This window comes from Rhizobium sp. Root1212 (assembly GCF_001424985.1).
In the GTDB taxonomy this organism is placed as follows: Bacteria; Pseudomonadota; Alphaproteobacteria; order Rhizobiales; family Rhizobiaceae; genus Pararhizobium.
Window position 1 is genome coordinate 871,115 of sequence record NZ_LMDA01000001.1, and the last position, 20,296, is coordinate 891,410.

Sequence of the window (20,296 nt, forward strand, 5' to 3'; positions counted from 1 at the left end):
AGAGCGCTCGATTGAATATGACAGTTGAAATTATTGGACGCGCTTGCGTCGCTCCCGGCGCCGATTCCCCGCAGGCCCTTTTCCGGCTTCTGCGGCAGGGGAAGTGCACCGTCAGCAGCATTCCGTTCGATCGCTGGGATCTCGCGCGCTTCTGGCACCCCTCCCAGGGCATTCCCGGCAAGACCTATACCTTCGCCGCCGGTGTGCTCGACAGCATCTATAATTTCGATCCCGCCGCCTTCGGCATGTCGCAGCGCGAAGCCATGCATATGGACCCGCAGCAGCGCGTGTTGCTGCAACTCGCCTGGCAGGCGCTGGAAGACGCGAATATCTCCATCCCGTCGCTGCATGGGGAAAATGTCGGCGTCTACATCGGCGCCTCCAGCCTTGACCATGCCAACCTGACGGCTCAGGACCCGGCAGCCGCCGGTCCCTATTTCATGACCGGCAACACGCTGTCGATCGTCTCGAACCGCATTTCGCACATCTTCGGCCTCAGCGGCCCGAGCATGACAATCGATACGGCCTGCTCCTCCTCGCTGGTCGCGCTCGATCAGGCAATACGGGCGCTGAACGCCGGCGAGATCGACACCGCCATCGTCGGCGGCATCAATATCCTTGCCCATCCGCTCTCCTTCGTCGGCTTTGCGCAGGCGCGCATGCTGTCGCCGGAAGGCCTTTGCCGCGCCTATGACAATGACGGCGCCGGCTATGTTCGCGCCGAAGGCGGCGTCGTGTTCGTGCTGCGCCGCTCAGATCGTGCCCGTCAGGAAAAGGACCGCAGCTACGCCAAGATCGTCGCGACCGGCGTCAATTCCGCCGGCCGCACCAACGGCATCTCGCTGCCCTCTCGCGAATCCCAGGCGAACCTGCTGCGCGCGATCTATGACGGCAACAATATCGACGCCAACCAGGTCGCCTTCGTCGAAGGCCACGGCACCGGCACCAAGGTCGGCGACCCGGCCGAAGTCTGGTCGATCGGCACGGTGATCGGCGCAAACCGGCGCGCGCCGGTTCCGATCGGCTCGATCAAGTCGAATATCGGCCATACCGAGCCGGCGTCCGGCCTGTTCGGCATGCTGAAGGCCGTGATGGCGCTGGAGAATAACTATCTTCCGGCTTCGCTGCATTTCGATACGCCGAACGACAATATTGATTTCGACGGCCTGAACGTCCGCGTCACCGCCAACCCGATCGAACTGCTGCGCGGCAAGCGCGCCCGGCTTGCCGGCGTCAATTCCTTCGGCTTCGGCGGCGCCAATGCCCACGTCGTGATTTCCGATCCGGACCCGATCCAGGACGAGCGTTCGCGCAACAATGCGACAGGCCACGTTTTCCTCGCCAGCGCCCATACGGAAAGCAGCCTGACCGAGCTTCTCAAGTCCTACAAGGCGACATTCGCCAGGGCGTCGCGCGACGAAGCCCGCTCGGTCATCGCCGCCTCAGGCGCCAACCGCACGCTGATGCGCCACCGCTTTGCCGCCCGCAGCGACAATCCCGACGATATCGTCCGCGCCATCGCCAGCTATCTTGAAAACCCGTCCGCCGACATCGGCGAGGTCGGCGAAGCCGTGACGAAGGATGCTAAGGTCGCCTTCGTGTTTTCCGGCAACGGCTCGCAATGGGCCGGCATGGGTGTCGAGGCCTTCCGCGAAAACCTGCATTTCCGCCAGTGCTTCACCTCGGTCAGCGCGCTGTTCAAGTTCCATGCGGATATCTCGCTGATCGATCTCTTGAACGATCCTGAACTCGACCGGAAGCTGGCCGATACCAAGATCGCCCAGCCGCTGCTCTTTGCCGTACAGGCCGCGCTTTCGGATTCGCTGGTCGCCATGGGCATCAAGCCGACGGCGGTCTTCGGCCATTCGGTGGGTGAAATCGCCGCCGCCTATGCGGCCGGCATCCTGTCGCTGGTCGATGCGGTCTCGATCGTCGCCAAGCGCTCGCTGCACCAGGACCTGCTTGCAGGGCAAGGCACCATGGCCGCCGCGATGCTGGGGCCGGAGCCGGCGATGGAGTTCGCCAAGGCACGCGGGCTCGATTCAATCTGCGTCGCCGCCATCAACGCCCACAATTCCGTGACCCTGTCCGGTCCCGCAAACGAAATCTCCGCCTTCCGCGATGCCGCTCGCAAGGCGAAGATCCCGGCGCAGATCCTCGACATCAACTATCCTTTCCACCACCCGATCATCGATCAGGCCAAGAAGGCGTTCCTCGCCGATATCCCCGATATCGCGCCGCGCCGCTCGGAACTGGCCTATATCTCGACCGTGACCGGCGAACGGCTGGACGGCACGCAGCTCGATCCCGATTACTGGTGGAAGAACGTGCGCGAGCCGGTGCGCTTCCAGGCCGCGACGGAAGCCGCGATCGAACTCGGCTGCACGCTTTTCGTCGAAATTTCGCCACGCCCGATCCTTGGCTCCTATCTCAAAGAAACGATCAAGCAGGCGACGGTCACCGGCATGGTGGTTCCCACCCTGTCGCGCGACGCCGGCGAAAAGGGACAGGACCCGGTTTCCCGCTCGATGGCCCGCGCGATCGCCAATGGCGCGGCCTTCGATGGCGCGCGCCTCTTCGGCCGCCGCAACGCCCATGTCCGCCTGCCGAACCTGCCGTTCGAGCTGACGGAATTGCGCCCGGCTTCGACATCGGACACGATCGATCTCTTCGGCGGCAATGGCGCGTCTTATACGCTGAACGGCTGGCGGGCCGACCCCAACGGCGGCAGCTGGAAAAACCATATCGACGCCCATCTCTTCCCGGATCTCGCCGAGCATGTCGTCGACGGCAAGGCGATCCTGCCGGGCAGTGGCTTCATCGAAATCGCCGTCTCTGCCGCCCAACAATATTACGGCACGTCCGAGGTCGAGATCACCAATCTGGAGATCGTCCGGCCGCTGGAACTGTCCGACAGCCGCCTGATGGAGCTTTCGACGCTGATTTCGCCGGAAACCGGCGATATTGAAATTCGCTCGCGCGAACGCCTGACAGAAGACGACTGGGCCATTCATGCCGTTGCTCGCAGCCGCAAGCCGGTGTCGCGCAACGAGGCGGTTCCGGCGCTTGCCGGCCTTGCCGCGACGGGTACGGTGCTGCCGGCCCGCGCCTATGAAACCGCGCGCCAGTTCGGTCTCGATTACGGCCCGCATTTCCAGCTGATGGCCAAGGCCGTCACCTATGGCGACCGTTTCATCGACGTGGAGCTGAAGGCACCGGCGGACGCCGGCCATCCCTTCATCCGCTACAGCCTCAACCCGATTTCCGTCGATGCCACCTTCCACGGGTTGGTGGCGCTCTTCGACCGGCTTTCCGGGGATGCCGGCGGCGCACCCTATATTCCGGTGCGTTTCGGCTCGGTCCGTGTCCTGGATTCCGGTGAGACGATCGCCCGCGCGATCGTCGAGATCGAGCGCGTCAGCGCCAATTCGATCAAAGCGAAGTTCCGCTTCTACGGCAAGGACGGCAAGATCATCGCAGCCTTCGACGACTGCCGCTTCCGCCGCACCTATCTGCGCCAGCAGAAGACGCTGGATATGCTGTCGTTCCACTACGAGGCCGTGCCTTCGCAGCTTTCGGCGCGGAAGCCCGTCGCACTGCCGCTGCCGTTGATGACCCCGTCCGACGAGGGTGGCATCGACAACACGACGCTGCTGCTCAATGCCGCGATCTACCGCGCCTGCCACGAGATCGCGCTGAAGCTTGCCAAGGGCAAGACCAAGATCGATCCGCGCGCCCTGCCCGGCGATTTTGCTTTCCGTTGTTTCCTGGCGAACTGTCTTTACATTCTCGAGGATGCCGGCTTCGGCGAGCACAAGGCCAGCGAATGGATCATTCAGCCGGAATACGCCCTGCCTGACGTCGCCGACATCCTCAAGGAAGTCTATGGCGAACGTTCCGAACGCGTGGTCGAGGCCGTTCTGATCAACGATGCCTATGCCGAAGCACTGGAGCGTATCGACGCCCTTCACGCCGCCGAAAAGGCCGGCATCGAGGAAGACGCGCATTCGCCCGCCTTCATCAGCGAAGCGACGCTCGATCATCAGGCCGTGCATTCGCCGGCAACACGGGCGCGGGCCGAGCTGGTGCTGGCGGCCGTCGAAACGGCGCTGACCTCTGCCGGGACGACCAAGAGCCTGCGCATTGTCGAGGCCGGGACTGTTTCGCCCGCCTTCTCGCGCAGCCTCGCCAATCTGGCCGCCCGCCATCAGGCGGTGCTGGCGATCGTCGAGCCGCGGGAAAACGCCCAGCGCAACCTCGAAATCGCCTTCGAGGACGACGCCCATGTTCACGTCCTGAAGAAGGACGAGATCGCCGATATTCCGGCCTTCGACCTGCTGGTCAGTGCCTCGGGTTCGGTCTTCAGCCTGATCGACGAAGACACTGCGCTGCGCGGCGTGATCCGGGAGAAGCTGCGCTCCGGCGGCGGCCTCGTCATGGCGGCCAACGCGCCTACCATGTTCAGCGATTTCGCATTCGGCCTGACCGAAAACTGGTTTGCCCGCAGCCAGGCCGTCGAATTCCCGGTCGGCCGGCTGGCGACTACCAGCCAGTGGCAGAAGTGCCTCGACGATCTCGGCCTGCGCAACGTCACAGTCGAGGATCGCGAAATCGCCTATGGCAACATCATCGCCATCGAAGCGCAGAGCGGCTTGACCGAACCCGCCGTTGCCGATGAGACCGCAGCCTCCGCCGATCCGGTGCTGTTGCTGCATGGCGGCGCGACAGTGGTGACGCCAGCTGAAAACCTCATCCCCGTCGCGCTTGCCGGCGAACTCGACGATGACAAAGCGCGCCTCGCAGCGGCCTTTGCCGCGCTGCATGGCAAGCCGGTCCGGGCGATCTATGTCGCATCGGCGGCATCTGCCGATACGCTTTCCGATTCGAACGCACTCCAGAGCGAAGTCCTGTCGCTCAGCGCCTTCGCCGAAGCTATTCGCACCTTCTACAACGGTACGGAACCCGCAACCCATCCGCGGCTGGCGCTCGTCCTGCCGGGCGGCGCGCCGGTGACGGCTGGCAAGGCTGGAAATGCCGTCAACAGCGGCCTCTGGACCTTCGCCCGCGTATTGCAAAACGAATACGACATGGTCGACATCCATTGCCTGGATGTGACGGGCGACGCTTCCGTTGGCATTTCCGCAGCCCTTGCCGCGCTCGACCAGACGAACGGCAATCGCGAATGGCTGGTGGACGCCGAGACCGGCGCACTCAGCGAACTACGCGCCGTGCCCGGCCCCGTCGGCAAGGCCTTGCGTCGCACCCGCGATTTCAAGGCCGCGACCATTCGCCAGCAGGTCAGCTCGCAGGTCGGCAGCATCGTCTGGGAAGAGGCCAATATTCCAACGGCTGGCCCCGGCGAGATCGTCGTCGCCGTTGCCGCGACCGGTCTCAACTTCCGCGATGTGATGTGGGCCATGGGCCTGCTGCCGGAAGAAGCGCTGGAAGACGGCTTTGCCGGCGCGACCATCGGCATGGAGCTTTCCGGCCATGTCGTTGCCGTCGGCAGCGGCGTTACCGATCTCTTCATCGGTGATGCGGTCATGGCGATCGCGCCGGCCGCTTTCTCCACCCATGCCGTCGTTTCCCGCTCGGGCGTCGCGCGCCTGCCGGAAAACATCAGCCCCGTTGCAGCCGCCACCGTGCCGGTCGCCTTCCTCACGGCCTATTACGCCCTGATGGAACTTGGCCGTATGCGGCCCGGCGAGACAGTGCTGATCCACGGCGCGGCCGGCGGTGTCGGCCTTGCCGCACTGCAGATTGCCAAGCTCGCCGGCGCCACCGTGATCGCCACGGCCGGCACGCGCGAAAAACGCCGCTTCGTCAAGATGCTCGGCGCCGACCATGTCTTCGATAGCCGCACGCTCGCCTTCGTCGATGACGTGCGCAGCGTAACCAATGGCGAAGGCGTCGATCTGGTGCTGAACTCGCTGTTTGCCGAAGCGATGGAAAAGAGCCTGGAGCTGGTCAAGCCCTTCGGCCGCTTCCTTGAACTCGGCAAGCGCGACTACTATGCCGACAGCAAGATCGGGCTTCGGCCTTTCCGCCGCAATATCAGCTATTTCGGCATCGATGCCGACCAGCTGCTGGTCAATGCGCCGGAGCTGACGAAGAAGATCTTCACCGAAATCGGCACCCTCTTCGAAGAGGGCAAGCTCGTGCCGCTGCCCTACCGCGCCTTCCATTTCGACGAGATCGGCAATGCCTTCCGGCTGATGCAGAATGCCGGCCATATCGGCAAGATCGTCGTCGTGCCGCCGGTTTCCGGCAAGGATGAGATCGCAAAGCATGCCGGCGACCGGCTTGCCATCGCCGATGACGGCGTTCATCTGGTGGTCGGCGGTATCGGCGGTTTCGGCCTTGCCGCCGCCAACTGGCTGGTGGAAAAGGGCGCACGTCACATCGCGCTCAGCACCCGCCGCGGCATTGCCGATGCAGAGACGCTGGCCGCCATGGAACGCTGGACGCGCAAGGGTGTTTCGGCCACCGTGCATGCCTGTGATATCACGGACGAGGCTGCGGCTGCCGAACTGCTTGGCAAGCTGCGCGTCATCGGCCCGATCAAGAGCGTCATTCACGCAGCCATGGTGCTCGACGATGCGCTGATCACCAACCTCGATCGCGCCCGCAACAAGCCAGTCATCGACGTCAAGGCCAAGGGCGCCGCCGTGCTCGACCGCCTGACGCGCGCCGACAAGCTCGACCGCTTCATCCTGTTCTCCTCGGCAACGACGCTGGTCGGCAATCCGGGCCAGGGCAACTATGTCGCGGCAAACGGCTATCTCGAAGGCCTGGCGCGGTCGCGCCGCGCCGAGGGGCTTCCCGCCCTTGCCATCGGCTTTGGCGCGATTGCCGATGCCGGCTATCTCACCCAGAACGCTGACGTCAACGAGCTGCTTTCCAAGCGCATCGGCAAGACCGCGCTGAAGGCGCAGGCGGCGCTTGCGCAGGTGGAAGCCTATATCCGCTCCGATCCGGGCACCGTCGATGCGGCGGTGGCGATGGTTTCCGAGCTGGATTGGGCCGCGGCCCGCAATCTGCCGGTCGTGCGCAATGCCCTGTTCGAGGTCATCCTGCGCAGCGCCGACCAGAACACCCAGGGCGGCGATGGCCGCGAGCTGGATCTGGTGGCGATGATCGAAGGCAAGTCGCCGCAGGAAGCCGAAGACATGCTCTTCGATCTGGTGGCCGGCGAGATCGCCGCGATCCTGCGCGTTTCGAAGGATACGGTCTCGCGCAACAAGGTCCTCAAGGAAATCGGCCTCGACAGCCTGATGGCGGTGGAACTCGGCATCAGCTTCCAGCAGAATACCGGTTTCGACATGCCGCTTAGCGGCGTGGCCGACAACACCACGGTCGGCGACGTGGCGCGCAAGCTCTATGAAAAGGTCAGCAAGCGCGACCAGGGCGGCGCTGATGACGACGATGCCGGCGACAACCGGATGGTCAGCGAGCTGGCGCAGCGCCACGGCCTGGATGCGGAAAAGGCAGTGAGCCAATGAGCAAGAGCGACGACGGCCAGACCGGCTCGAAGATGGCCAGCAGCGTCAAGCAGAACCTGCTGGACCGGATGCGCAACACGCATCAATCGTCCGAGCGCAACCGGATGGCACGCACCGAACGGGACGTGCCGCCGCCGGTGCGCCGCAAGCAGACGCGCTTCGAGGACCTACCGGAATACAAGCAGGTGCTGACCCAGAAGATTGCCGGCGAACAGCTCGGCATCGCCAATCCCTTCTACCGGGAGCACCAGACGGCGGCAGGTGCCACCACCATCATCGACGGCCGCAAGCTGATCAATTTCGCATCTTACGACTATCTCGGCCTCAACAAGCACCCGCACGTGCTGGCGCAGGCCCATGATACCATCAACACCTTCGGCATTTCCGCTTCGGCAAGCCGCCTTGTGGCCGGCGAGCGCCCCGCCCATGCGGAGCTTGAGGAGCGTATCGCCGCCTTTTACGGCGTCGAAGCCTCGGTCTGCTTCGTCAGCGGCTATCTCACCAATGTCGCCGCCATCAGCTGCCTGATGGGGCCGAAGGACCTCGTCGTCCATGACGAGTTCATCCATAACAGTGCGCTGGCCGGCATCAAGCTTTCCGGGGCAACGCGCCGCCTGTTCAAGCACAACGACGCCAACGATCTGGAACATGTGCTGCGCACCGTCGCCGGTGATTACCGCCGCATCCTCGTGATCGTCGAGGGCGTCTATTCCATGGATGGCGATGTCGCCAACCTGCCTGCGATCATGAAGCTGAAGGCCGAATACGGTTTCTGGCTGATGGTCGACGAGGCCCATTCGCTCGGCATTCTCGGCAAGCGTGGCCGCGGCACCTTCGAGCATTTCGGCATCGATGCCTCGCAGGTCGATATCTGGATGGGAACGCTCTCCAAGACGACATCGAGCTGCGGCGGTTATATCGCCGGTAGCGCGGCACTGACCGCCGTTCTCAAGGCGACGGCCGGCGGCTTCGTCTATAGCGTCGGCCTCGCGCCCGTCCTGGCGGCGTCGGCGATCGCAAGCCTCGATATCTTGGAGCATGAGCCGGAGCGGGCAACCGCCCTCAGGCGAAACGGCGCACTGTTTCTGAAGCTTGCTCAGGAAGCGGGCCTCGATACGGGCTTGAGCGCCGGGTTTTCGGTGGTGCCGGTACTCGTCGGCGATTCGCTGCGGGCCGTGCAGCTTTCCAACGATCTGCTCGCAGCCGGCATCAATGCCCTGCCGATCATCCATCCGGCGGTGCCGGAGGGTTTGGCGCGCCTGCGCTTCTTCATCACCAGCGAACATACGGAAGAGCAGATCCGCCATACCGTGACGCTGACGGCGGAGAAGCTGAAAGAGCTGACCGAACGCAATTTCGGCCTCGCTTCCGTCGACATCCAGCAGATGATTTCCAAACTGGCCAGTCGCTGAGGACACCGCTATTTTCTATGAACGTGCGGTATACCCTCCCTTCTCCCCAATGAGGAGAATGTGGCCCAAAGGGCCGGATGAGGAAGCCCCCCGGCACATTCAAAGCTTGTCGCACCATTCCCTCACCGCTTCGCCCGGATACCCCTCATGGCGCATGTGATCATCACCGGAGGTTCCAGCGGCATCGGGCTTGCCGTCGCCCGTATTTTCGCGGGGCGCGGCGACAGGGTATCGCTGCTGGCGCGCACCCCTGCCCTTTTGCAATCCGCCCGCGACGCCTTGCTGGCAAGCCACCCCGATGCCACCATCCACACAGAAAGCGTTGACGTCGCAGATGCCGCGGCTGTCGTCGATGCAATCGGCAGATGCGAAGCCCAGGCCGGTGCGTGCGACATCCTCGTCACCTCCGCCGGCATCGTCCAGCCCGGACTGTTCGACGCTCTCTCAGCGGAAGTCTTCGACCGGCAGATCGACACCAATCTCACCGGCAGCGCCAATGCCGCCCGCGCCGTCTACGGCGCGATGAAGGCACGGCGCTCCGGCCGCATCATGTTCGTGTCCTCCGGCGCCGGCCTCATCGGCATTTACGGCTATGCAGCCTACAGCGCCTCGAAATTCGCGCTGCACGGCTTTGCCGAAGCGCTCCGTTCCGAAGCCCGTCCGCATGGTATCTCGGTTTCGGTCTGCTTTCCGCCGGATACGCAAACACCGCAATTTGCCCGCGAGCTGGCCGAACGGCCCTTGGAGGCCGCAGTCGTCATGGGCCGTGTTTCGCCGTGGCCTGCCGAAGCGGTGGCCGCGCGGATCGTCAAGGCCATCGACCGTGGCGAGTTCGAGGTCTTCTTCGGGCTGACGCTCTTCGGCCTCGGGCGTTTCGGCTCGCTGGTCAAGCCTGCGCTCAACTGGTGGTTCGACCGGGCGATCGGCAAGATCAGCCGGCGTTAGAGCTTTTTTCGCTTTTCGTCGAATTGCGAAACGCGCCAACTCTTTCTCTTGGCGCACTTTTGCTGGAAAAGCTCTAATACAGAAGACCGGGAGAAACGCCCGTTCCGGCTTGTTTCTGCCGCCGATTGCTTTACATCTCGGCTGACGCAACTAAGACTATCGCGCGGTCTTTCTGCGACAGGACGACTTCGAGGACATCGCTTGCTGACGACATCGCTGCATCTGCATGATCATCCGCTTGCGCTGACTGTTTTCTGCTATCTGCTTTCCTGCGCGGTCGTTCTTGCCACCGACAAATATGCCCTGCCGACCCGTCAACGCCGCCGCCACACGCCGCCCTATAGCCGCAGGCGCGCCTTTGCCGATCTCATGGCCCGGCTGCCGGTCATTGCGCTGGTCTTTGCCGGCTTTTTCGCGATCTCCTGGCGCCCGCTCTATGCGGCGGCCGGCACGATCAGCTTCTTCGTCATCTTCACCGGCATATCGCGCGCCAAGTTCCAGTTCATCCGCGAACCGCTGGTGTTTTCCGATATCGCTCTTGTGGCCGACGTCTTCAAATACAAGTCGATCTTCTACGCCAATTCGCTGAATATCGTCTTCTGGCTGGTCGCGTTCCTTTACGTGTTCGGGGCTTCGGCGCTTTATATGTATTTCGAGCCGACCCTGCTTCCGGCAAAAAACCGGCTGTTCTGGATCGCTGTCGGGCTTCTCGTTGCCGATCTTCCCTGGCTGCTTTTGTTTTACGGGCCGGTCAACCGCCCGGTCTCCAGCGCCGTGCAGTGGCTGGTCGGCAAACCGAACGCCAAGATCAGCACCATCCGCTTCGGAACCTTCGTTTCGGTCGTGCTGCACTTCATCATCTGGCTCGGCCGGCGGCGTGAGAAGATCGTCGCGGAGCTTTCCGAACGCTTTCTAGCCGTCGTGCAGGATCTCATCGGACATGATGACGAGCAGAACAAGGCACCGCTGGTCATCGTCTGGCAATCGGAATCCTTCATCGACATGCGCCATTGCGGTGTCGAAGACTTTACCCTGCCAACCATCGACCGGCTGCAGAAGATTGCGGTCCAGTGGGGCCGCCTCTCCACCGTGTTCGAAGGCGGCTATACGCTGCGCACGGAATTTGCCGTCCTGAGCGGCCTTGTGCCGGACGACCTGCATGTCGATGCCAGCTACCCCTATCTGCGGGCGAGCCACTACACCGACATCGTCTGGCCGACCAAACTCAAGAACGCCGGGTGGAAGACGCATTTCATCCATCCTTATGACCGCACGTTCTTCCTGCGCCACAAGGCGATGCCGCAGCTCGGCTTCGAGAAGATGACGATGCTCGACAGCTTCGATCACGACCCCGCACGCGACGGCACCTATGTCTCGGATGCGACGCTCAGCCAGAAGGTTATCAATGCGGTCGACGAAGAACCCCACAGCGCCGGCAATTTCATCTTCGTGGCGTCCATGGCCAATCACGGCCCCTGGGAGCCCGGCCGGGCCGGTGACCTGACTGACCCGGTGGACATCTATCTCGACATCCTCAAGCAGTCCGACAAGGCGCTCGGTGAGTTTGTCGACCATCTCGAAACGCTCGACCGTCCCGTCTGGCTGGTTTTCTACGGTGACCACGCGCCGCTGCTCAAATCCTTTGCCGACCCGTTTCCCGATCCCCGCACGGATTATTTCATCGTGCCGCTGGCTCAGGCCCGGACCGGCCACGAAAGGCCTGCAGCCGCAGTCGAGGAAGCCCCCTGGAACCTTCTGAAGGCATTGCTTCAGCATGCCGGGTTCTGAAGACATGTCCGGAGACGTTACAAGGCAGAACGCGGCGCGTGTGTTCCTGTTTCTGCAAGGCCCCTCCTCGCCGATCTTCGCCAAGATCGCGGACAGGCTGGAACAGCGAGGCCATCGCTGTCTCCGCATCAATCTGAATGCCGGTGACCAGATTTTCTGGCGCCGGGCCAACGGCCACGCCTATCGCGGGCGCGGCGGAGAGCATTGGCGCGATTATCTCGCCCGTTTTCTTGAAACGCATGGCGTCACCGACCTCATTCTCCTCGGAGAAGAGCGTCCCTATCACCAGATCGCCGTCGAGCGGGCTAAAGCGCGCGGCATCGATGTGTTCGTTGTGGAAATGGGCTATCTGCGCCCCGACTGGCTGACGCTGGAGCGGGACGGCATGTCGTCGAATTCCCGCTTTCCGGCATCGGCCGACCATATTCTCGCCGCTGCAGCCTCCCTGCCGGAGCCCGACTGGAAGCGCCGCTACAGCCAGACGTTCGTGGCGGAGGCGACCTACGATCTTCTCTACAATCTACCGAATGTCTTCCTCTGGTTTCTCTATCCGCATTACCGGCGCCATGCCCTGTTTCACCCGCTGGCGGAATATGCCGGCTGGCTGGTCCGGCTCTCGGGCGGAAAGCGGCGGAAGGAGGTGGCAGATGCCACCGTGAAGGCATTGATGGCGCAGAAACGCCCCTTCTTCGTCTATCCCCTGCAACTGCAGACCGATTATCAGTTGCGCGCCCACTCCCCCTATAACGATCAGCGGGAAGCGATCGAGGAAATCCTGCGCTCGTTTGCGCGCCACGCACCGGCCGAGACGCAACTTGTCGTGAAAATCCATCCGCTCGACAATGGCCTGATCAACTGGCGACGTTTTATCGAAACATCAAGCAGCGGGCTGGGCCTTTCAGGCCGGGTTATTTTTCTCGATGGAGGCAATCTGGACACCCTGCTGACGGCAAGCCGCGGTGTCGTCACGGTCAATTCGACCGCCGGGCTGAGCGCCGCGCAAAAGGGCGTTCCGGTCAAGGTTCTGGGCGCGGCCATCTTCGACATCGCCGGATTGACCGATCAGGCACCGCTCGACGAGTTCTGGAAAAACCCGCAAGGACCGGACGAACCGGTGCGGGCGGCCTTCTTCCGGTTGGCGGCAAAGGCCATTCAAACCAGGGGTAATTTCTACTCCCAAGCGGGCACGGATGCCGGTGCAGAAGAAATCGCCGCCCGGCTCGACGCACGACGTGTCAACGAACCCGATGCCTATCTCGCCTCGCCGCCGCGCGTGCGGCCCGAAAAGCGCCGTTCCTGTCCTTCTGAACGCTGATACGCGTCAGCCACCAATATCCGGCGGCATTTTCCAACTGTCCAGTTCCTTGCGGGAATACCGCGGCTTCCGCCCGCGGTCCCAGGTGACGCCGCTACGGATGATCTTTGCCGGCGTTCCCGCGATGACGACATTGCCTTCGTCAAAGGCGGAATTCACGAAGGACTGGGCTCCGACCACACTGTCATCGGCGATGACGGTACCCTTGTTGAGAATGGCCCGCATTCCGACCCAGACATGATCGCCGACCATGACCGGCGCGGCGGGGTTCAGCCGCACACCGTTCTTGCGGTCGATCAGCGCATGCGCGTCACTGGTGCGGATTTCGATGTCACGAGAGAACATGCAGTGTCTGCCGATGCTGATGTCCTTGTTTTCCATGCAGAGCAAATAAACGGAAACGAAGGTCGTTTCATCGCCGATGGTGACGGTCTGGTTCTTGCCCTTCACCATGATCTCGCCGGCAAGCTCGCAATTCTTGCCGATGATGATCCGGTTGTTGTGACCCTGCACGGTGATATGCCCCGTGAAGGACGAGGAGGGATCGATCGATACGGAATTCCCGGTTCCACGGATACGCAGCGTCGCGATCATCCTGCCGGGCGCGGAAACGCTCGTCTCCGTACCCCAATCGAGACAAACAGCGAAAGGGCGCAGGAAATGCAGACGCGGCAGCCGGCGGAAAAACTGTCTGGTTCTTTCGAAGAAATTCATATCTGCACTCATGGACGCCGCGCGAACCGGCCTCCTGTGCATGCAAATGGCCTCAAACGCAACCGTTGGATACACTTGGGCCGCCAATGGCGGCCGCAATGCATCACAAATAACCTTAGTTACGGTCGCGGATATTGTAATATCCCATGACGAATACGGCCCACGCAAACAACAGTCCGAGCGTAACCAGGAACATGTTCAGGAAACGCGTGGGATACTGGGCAAGCTGCGCCAGCGTCGGCTCGATGAAGACGGCAAGATAACGCTGCTTGTTGCCGGCGTCCAGACGCGCCTTTTCAAGGCTTGCAAGCGAGGCGGCATAAGCGCGCTCGGCGAATTCGCGCTCCGTTTCGAGCCCTTCATATTGCTGGATGCGGCCAGCAACATCGGACGAGCCTGCCACGCTCTTATCGGAGCCGCTGCCAAGCCGTTGCCGCTCGGTGTTGAGCTGGTCTTCGAGGCTGGCAATGCGCGTCTTCAGCACGCGGACGCGCGGCGTATCATTCCCCATCTGGGTCTTGGCAGTGGCGAGGTCGGAATTCAACTTTACCAGCTCGGCTTCCAGTCCACCAATAATCTGCAGCGCCAATTTTGCGCCTTCGACCGGATCGAGCTCTTGCGAGACGTCGCGATATTCGCGAACCGCAGCCCGAGCCTTCGCAAGCCGCTGTTCAGCAAACTCCATTTCTTCGCGCGTGGCTTTGAGCACGCCTTCGCGTGCGGCAGCCGAAAGATTGTTAACCAGCTCGTCGCTTTTTTGCAGGATGAACGTCGCGATTTCCTTGGCCTGTTGGGGATCGAAAGCTCGCACATCAAGTTGCATAATGCCGGATGCATGGTCAAAATTAATGCGCACCACGTTGCGCCAGTAATCCAACTTGTCTTCGATAGGCTGGCGCGACGACAGGCCGTAGAAATAATCCAATCCACGCGCCGCATAGATCTTGTCGAGATCAAACTTTTGGTCGACATCCATCAGAAGCTTGGCACTTCTCACATAGTCGATGAGAATATAGCTGTCGGACGTGGTGTTTCCGGAAGAAGCCTGAGTGAAGAGGCCAAGAATATCGCCACCACCGGACGATTCGATGCTGCGGACGGCAAAGGACGAGGAACTACTGTACTGGTCGGCGGCGACGAACATAAGATAGAGGCTCGCCAACACGGACGGCACGGCCACCAAAGCCACAAAACTGCTGACGATCACCATGTGGCGCGTCTTTAGTTTCGCCAGCTTTGCAAACCACTTGGGTTTCTTAACCGGCGCAGGCGGCACGACCTTCAGCTTGTTGCGGCCGGTTTCCAGCGGTTTGACGATGCGATCATCCGACGTCAGCAGTCCTTCGAGAAGGTCGACGCTCTTCGGCTTGGAACCGGCGCCGTTCTTTGTGGCATCCGCTGCGTCGGCAGACCGACCGATGTTCTTAATGACCGCCATTTAGCGTTCCTTCATATTGTTGTCGTGCGCTTTGATCGCTTCTTCAACATCATCGTAATAGATTAATTTACCATTTTCCAAAACAATGCCGCTGTCACAATATTCGCGGATCGTACCGGTGCTGTGGGAAACCATGATTACGTCAGATTCCTGCAATCTTGTATTGAAGACGGCTTGGCATTTCTTCTTGAAGTTTGTGTCTCCGACCGCAGTAATCTCATCGACGAGATAATAGTCGAAATTCACCCCCATGCTCAAGCCAAAGGCAAGACGCGCTTTCATGCCTGAAGAATAGGTATTCACCGGCGCCCGAAAAAAAGCGCCGAGTTCCGCAAAATCCGCGACATAGTCAACGAGGGTGCTGGTATCGACACCGTAAATACGCGCAACGAAGCGCACATTCTGTTCGCCGGTCATGCTTCCCTGGAAACTTCCCTGGAAGCCGAGCGGCCAGGAAACCTTGCCTTCGCGGATGATACGGCCGCTATCGAGACGGATCGTTCCGGCGATCAGGCGCAGCAAAGTCGATTTACCGGCACCGTTGCGGCCCAGCAAACCGATACTCTTGCCCCGTTGGAGGGTCAGCGACGCATCATTGATGATCGGCTTCTTGATGCCCTTGGTGCGCGCAAACTTTGTCGCCTGATCGAGCCGTATCATTCGTTTCTCAAGAGGGAGGAAGAAAAAGTAAACAAAACCATGCCCGTAAACAATGTCAAAAATGCGAAGCTATGTAGATAGGCCGTATCCAGGCCGATCGCGCGATAACCTTCGTAGAAACCCGTCCTGAAAAGCATCGTGACGTGAATGAGCGGATTGAGCAAAACGATATCACGATAGGGCAACGGCAGCGAATCCGGCAGGAAAAAAACGCCGGACAGCAGGAAAAGCGGGCGATTGATGATCGTGAACAGCTGTTCGTAAAGCGGATATTTTACGAACATGACATTGTTGATCATGCCGGTGCCTATACCGAGGATACTGGCGACCAACACGGCCTCAAGGATGGCCGGCCAATGCAATGAAGGTGGCGTGCGTAGAGATGCGATGATAACGCCGAGGACAATGCAGGCAACCAGCACCGTCGTCATCAGTTGCAGCAGAGATCGTGCAGTAATGGTGTCGATCGGTGCGACATTGGGATAGCTGAGCAGCGAACGATTGGCTTTCACCGATCCGTTGAGATAGCTGGTCATCGCCTGATAGAATTGAAAGCCGATATAGCCGGTCGCAAAGAACAGCGGAAAGCTGGTGCCCAGCGCCGGCGTGTGCGTGATCGCCTGGAAAAGCAGGGTCATCAGCGCCACATGGGCCGCGGGGTCGAGCAGCGCCCAGACATAGCCACCCGGCTTGCTGCCGAAACGCGCTTCCATCTCGCGGACAAGCAGTGCGCACACCACACGGATATGTGTCACGAAGACGTTCACGACAATCCTTTGCTTCGTTTGCGGCAGCAGCAAGCATAGGGCTGCAAGCCTTTAGCTGTGATCCAATTCCGGGCGCTTTTCAAGTTACAGACCCTTAAATGCAGGACGGTCACTCGTCGAACGGATAAAGCAACCGGCCTATGCTGCGCTGTTTTGGTGCGGCGAGTTCGCGAAAGAACTCGATCGGGTTTTCACGGAATACTTCCGCATCGCGGTCGTTGCCAATTCGTTTGACCACCTCGGCCACGACAGGCGTTAGAAGATGACGCCAGCCGAGGACGCCATAGGCGCCCCATGGTTTCCAGGCAGGCCCGACTGGCTTGCCTTTGGGCGGCTGCGGAGGAGGATCGGCGAGATGGCGCTCGATCAGCGCAACTGTCGCTTCGAAAGAAACCTCGACGCCGCTGACAGGGTCGAAATAACGTGGATAAAGCAGATAGGCACCAGCAAACAGCGCCTGCAGGCTAAGCTTTCTGCCGCGGCGGGTGTTCGGCTGCCGGTCGTCCGTCAGGCTCCAGCCGGCGTAGAAGGGTGAGCCGCAAACCGTCACCTTCAGCCCGCGCATGAGCGCTTCGAAGCCGGCAAGCGAGGTGATAGTATAGACATGGTCCACCGTCTCGAAGGCGCGGGACATCGACAGTGGCCGGTCGATGATATCGCAGAGACTAGCCACATCGGCCGGATTCGACTGGGCAAGCCGGATGCGGTTCAGGATATCGGGATGCGGCTTGTAGATGATCTGCGCGCCAGGATTTTCCTGTGCAGCCAGACGCACGAGATCGTTGTTGGTGAAAGGCCGGTCGCAGCCATAGAGAATGGACGCATCATCCTCCACCTGGCCGATCACGAGGACGCGCTTACGATCCTTCGGCCCGTAGAGGGTGGCGACATCCGTATCGTTGAAAGAATTGTATTTGCTGACGCCGGTTTCCAACAGGAAACGGATGCCCTTTTCGGCGCGGGCAAGCAGCTCCGGATGACCGTCAAAATCATAGGTCGACAGCAACAGCTCGAGATCCGACGGAAAACGGCTGTCGAAATAGACGGTGCCGCTGTCGAGTGCGAGTGAAAGCGGCGGCGTTCGGCTGGCATTCGGCACCAGCGAGCGGACGAAGCCGTCCTCCATGAAAAACAGGCGAATGCCGTGCCGGTGGGCGAATTCCCGGAGCCCCTCCGGTGCCCGAACGCTCCAGACGAAGATTTCCGGCTCATCTTCCGCCAGAATCCGCGGCGCCCATTCGTCTCGAAAGGCCTCGGCAGAAATGTAGAGCGGCACATAATGAAACTGACGGTGGGGAAAGCAGCGTTCCAGGATCGGCCGTTTCCACCCGTGGAAATGCAAGGCAAAAGTCGGGGTCCGCCGTGGATTGGCGGCGCTTTCCACAACGATAGGCTGACTGACGTCCAATGCAGCTCTCTTGCGGCCGCTTTCAGCACAGGCAAAGCCTGCGCCCGAGCAGCCGTTCTTAGACGACCCCTGCCCGCAGGAGATCGTGGATATGAAGAATGCCGCAGGCAAGACCCTCTTCATCGACGATGAACAGTACTGTTACCTTCTGCGACTGCATCATTTCCATGGCAGCACTGGCCAGCAGGCTGCCCTTGATGACACGTGGATGATGCGACATGACGGTATCGACGGTTTCCAGAAGCAGGTTCTGCGACATATGCCGGCGCAAGTCGCCATCGGTGATGACGCCGACGAGCTTGCCCTCGGCGTCGGCAATGCCGACGACACCAAAACCCTTGGCCGACATCTGGATCACCGCATCGCCCATCGAACTGCCCAGCGGCAGGATCGGCATCGCCTCGCCGACATGGGCAAGCTCACCGGCATGGAGCAGTTGCGCACCGAGCTTGCCGCCCGGATGATAGGTCTTGAAATCCTGGGCGGAGAAACCGTGCCGCTCCAGAAGCGCAATCGCCAGCGCATCGCCGACGGCAAGCTGCAACAGCGCTGAGGTCGTAGGCGCAAGCCCGTGCGGGCAAGCCTCCTGCACCTTGGGCAGGGTAATCGCCACGTCGGAGTTGCGTGCCAGCAAGCTTTCCGCATTCGATGTAATGGAAATAACGGCAACGTTGAAGCGTTTGGCATAAGCGAGCATCGGGCCAAGCTCGACCGTCTCGCCCGACCAGGAGAGCAAGATCAGCAGGTCGTCGGAGGTGACCATGCCGAGATCGCCGTGGCTTGCTTCCGTCGGATGAACGAAATAAGCCGATGTACCGGTCGATGCCATTGTGGCGGCGATCTTGCGGCCGATATGGCCGCTCTTGCCGACGCCGGAAACGACCACGCGGCCGCGGCGATCGGCGATCAGCCCAACAGCATCGACGAAGCTGCCGGCAAAAGCTGCGTCCGTCTGGAAACGGGCGGAAAAGACATTAACACCTTCGACTGTAGTCGCGATCGATCGCGTGACCGATTCCAGAACGGCATTGTCCTGCTGCGTGTAAGTATCCACTTGCCTAAGACCCATGTTCCGGCTCCGTTTGTTTATTGCGACGCGCTTATATCAGTTGCAGCGCAGCATCAATTCAAAATGGCTGATTGAGCGCCTTTTCCCGATGTGCTGTGCCTTTTTCAAGGCAGATCGCCACAATTGCTGTGTTATTTAACCGTGAAACCGCTGATTCAGGGGCCTTCAGCCCGCATGCGCCGCTGCCGCCGGCTCTTCGTCGAGCGGCAGCGCGCCACCGCGACAGAAATCTTCCAGCGTCATCGTGTCGAGAATATCAGCGATCGCATCACGCACCGTCGTCATCGAGCGGCGCACTTCACAGGTATCGGGATCGTTACAATCGTCGCAGACTTCATAGGCCGTGCGGCTGGCGCAGCGGATCGGCGCCAATGGGCCATCGAGTGTGCGGATGACCTGGCCGATCCTGATCTCGGAAGCCGGCCGCGACAGCGAATAGCCGCCGCCCGGTCCCTTCTTCGAACGCAGGATACCCGCATTGCGAAGCTCGAGCAGAATAGTATCGAGAAATTTCTTCGGAATGTTGTTGCGGGTGGCGATTTCCGTGATGAAGGCGGTTTCGCCCGGATCGAGACTGGCGAGATCCACCAGCGCCTTCAATCCGTATTTTCCCTTTTTCGTCAGCATCGCTGTTCACTCTTTTCGCCGACAACGACAAAGCCGTCATCCGCTCACCGGTACAAATCCACAGGCATGTTACAAGAACACTTATGCCAATACACCGATTTAGTGAAAAGAGCCACCAAAAGCCTGCTGGCGACAGTCAAGACGCAGCTTTCGCGAAATAACGCGCAGAAAGGGCCGCGCGAGCCGGAAAAAATCGCGCGGTCTCCTACGTTTTAGCGAGAATCAGGCAGCGACGAACTGGCCTTCCTGCTTGGAATATGCGTTGGCAGCGCTGCGGCGGGTCACCAACTGGCGCACCGCAGCCTTGGCCTCGTCTGCCGAGCGGAACTGCCGATCGTCCAAGTCCCAGACATGATATTTTACGGCAACAAATTTATAACGGCCCGCATCCGGGACCAGAACACCGACGGCTTCGCCGCCGAACTCGATAACCTGCTTGCTCATAACAAACGCTCCATCCACGCCGTAGCGTGGGTTGAATTAAAATCGTGCAATTTCGAAAAGGGCTTGGCTGAATCACATTCGCCGAAGGCGAAGGCTGCTCAGGGCTTTCGTTGTACGACAATAGGAACGCGCACCGAGGAAAGCGGTCTGGATCGTAAACATGACACCCTCCTTCGGCAGGGCCTGCGCCACAGGTTCGGCAGGCCG

Annotated in this window: 13 protein-coding genes; 5 read left to right on the forward strand and 8 right to left on the reverse strand. The window is 61.0% G+C overall.

The window, feature by feature from the left end:
* Positions 1 to 17 precede the first annotated feature (17 nt).
* The 5 genes from ASC86_RS04195 to ASC86_RS04215 all read left to right on the forward strand — a co-directional run bounded on the left by ASC86_RS04195 (position 18) and on the right by ASC86_RS04215 (position 12,962).
* Complete coding sequence (locus tag ASC86_RS04195) at positions 18 to 7,502, forward strand: type I polyketide synthase (RefSeq protein WP_056316450.1); 7,485 nt, start codon at positions 18 to 20, stop codon at positions 7,500 to 7,502.
* Positions 7,499 to 8,914 carry an aminotransferase class I/II-fold pyridoxal phosphate-dependent enzyme gene (locus tag ASC86_RS04200; RefSeq protein WP_056316453.1) on the forward strand — a complete coding sequence of 472 codons (1,416 nt, stop codon included), beginning with the start codon at positions 7,499 to 7,501 and terminating at the stop codon, positions 8,912 to 8,914. The genes ASC86_RS04195 and ASC86_RS04200 overlap by 4 nt, the downstream gene beginning before the upstream one ends.
* 147 nt (positions 8,915 to 9,061) lie before the next feature.
* On the forward strand, positions 9,062 to 9,859 hold the full coding sequence (locus ASC86_RS04205; protein ID WP_056316456.1) for an SDR family oxidoreductase: 798 nt from the start codon (positions 9,062 to 9,064) through the stop codon (positions 9,857 to 9,859).
* Between the two features lie 201 nt (positions 9,860 to 10,060).
* Positions 10,061 to 11,647, forward strand: coding sequence for an LTA synthase family protein (locus ASC86_RS04210; protein WP_056316459.1), 1,587 nt, complete (start codon positions 10,061 to 10,063; stop codon positions 11,645 to 11,647).
* 4 nt (positions 11,648 to 11,651) lie between these two features.
* Positions 11,652 to 12,962: a capsular biosynthesis protein gene (locus ASC86_RS04215; RefSeq protein ID WP_056318237.1), complete on the forward strand. Its 1,311-nt coding sequence runs from the start codon at positions 11,652 to 11,654 to the stop codon at positions 12,960 to 12,962.
* 6 nt (positions 12,963 to 12,968) lie between these two features.
* Here ASC86_RS04215 and ASC86_RS04220 read toward each other — a convergent pair whose 3' ends face one another.
* The 8 genes from ASC86_RS04220 to ASC86_RS04255 form a co-directional block, all read right to left on the reverse strand.
* A complete protein-coding gene (locus ASC86_RS04220) occupies positions 12,969 to 13,676 on the reverse strand; it encodes an acyltransferase (protein WP_056316462.1) in 708 nt (235 codons plus the stop codon).
* A gap of 115 nt (positions 13,677 to 13,791) precedes the next feature.
* A complete protein-coding gene (locus tag ASC86_RS04225; RefSeq protein ID WP_056316465.1) occupies positions 13,792 to 15,114 on the reverse strand; it encodes a hypothetical protein in 1,323 nt (440 codons plus the stop codon).
* Complete coding sequence (locus ASC86_RS04230) at positions 15,115 to 15,774, reverse strand: ABC transporter ATP-binding protein (protein WP_056316469.1); 660 nt, start codon at positions 15,772 to 15,774, stop codon at positions 15,115 to 15,117.
* Entirely contained in the window at positions 15,771 to 16,541 is a 771-nt protein-coding gene (locus ASC86_RS04235; protein ID WP_056318239.1) for an ABC transporter permease, read from the reverse strand. The genes ASC86_RS04230 and ASC86_RS04235 overlap by 4 nt, the downstream gene beginning before the upstream one ends.
* A 109-nt stretch (positions 16,542 to 16,650) precedes the next feature.
* Entirely contained in the window at positions 16,651 to 17,949 is a 1,299-nt protein-coding gene (locus ASC86_RS04240; RefSeq protein WP_244477517.1) for a capsular polysaccharide biosynthesis protein, read from the reverse strand.
* Positions 17,950 to 18,007: 58 nt separating this feature from the next.
* A complete protein-coding gene (locus ASC86_RS04245; RefSeq protein ID WP_056316473.1) occupies positions 18,008 to 19,018 on the reverse strand; it encodes a KpsF/GutQ family sugar-phosphate isomerase in 1,011 nt (336 codons plus the stop codon).
* A 165-nt stretch (positions 19,019 to 19,183) separates the two neighbouring features.
* The gene (locus ASC86_RS04250) at positions 19,184 to 19,645 is read right to left on the reverse strand and encodes an Rrf2 family transcriptional regulator (protein WP_056316477.1); all 462 of its coding nucleotides are present in this window, start codon (positions 19,643 to 19,645) and stop codon (positions 19,184 to 19,186) included.
* A 222-nt stretch (positions 19,646 to 19,867) separates the two neighbouring features.
* A complete protein-coding gene (locus tag ASC86_RS04255) occupies positions 19,868 to 20,089 on the reverse strand; it encodes a hypothetical protein (protein WP_056316480.1) in 222 nt (73 codons plus the stop codon).
* Between the last annotated feature and the right edge of the window lie 207 nt (positions 20,090 to 20,296).

Excerpts from the sequence above, each read along its gene's own strand:
- ASC86_RS04195 (WP_056316450.1), top strand. The coding sequence starts at position 18 with ATGACAGTTGAAATTATTGGACGCGCTTGCGTCGCTCCCGGCGCCGAT.
- ASC86_RS04220 (WP_056316462.1), bottom strand. The coding sequence starts at position 13,676 with ATGAATTTCTTCGAAAGAACCAGACAGTTTTTCCGCCGGCTGCCGCGT.
- ASC86_RS04205 (WP_056316456.1), top strand. The coding sequence starts at position 9,062 with ATGGCGCATGTGATCATCACCGGAGGTTCCAGCGGCATCGGGCTTGCC.
- ASC86_RS04230 (WP_056316469.1), bottom strand. The coding sequence starts at position 15,774 with ATGATACGGCTCGATCAGGCGACAAAGTTTGCGCGCACCAAGGGCATC.
- ASC86_RS04245 (WP_056316473.1), bottom strand. The coding sequence starts at position 19,018 with ATGGGTCTTAGGCAAGTGGATACTTACACGCAGCAGGACAATGCCGTT.
- ASC86_RS04225 (WP_056316465.1), bottom strand. The coding sequence starts at position 15,114 with ATGGCGGTCATTAAGAACATCGGTCGGTCTGCCGACGCAGCGGATGCC.
- ASC86_RS04255 (WP_056316480.1), bottom strand. The coding sequence starts at position 20,089 with ATGAGCAAGCAGGTTATCGAGTTCGGCGGCGAAGCCGTCGGTGTTCTG.
- ASC86_RS04200 (WP_056316453.1), top strand. The coding sequence starts at position 7,499 with ATGAGCAAGAGCGACGACGGCCAGACCGGCTCGAAGATGGCCAGCAGC.
- ASC86_RS04215 (WP_056318237.1), top strand. The coding sequence starts at position 11,652 with ATGTCCGGAGACGTTACAAGGCAGAACGCGGCGCGTGTGTTCCTGTTT.
- ASC86_RS04250 (WP_056316477.1), bottom strand. The coding sequence starts at position 19,645 with ATGCTGACGAAAAAGGGAAAATACGGATTGAAGGCGCTGGTGGATCTC.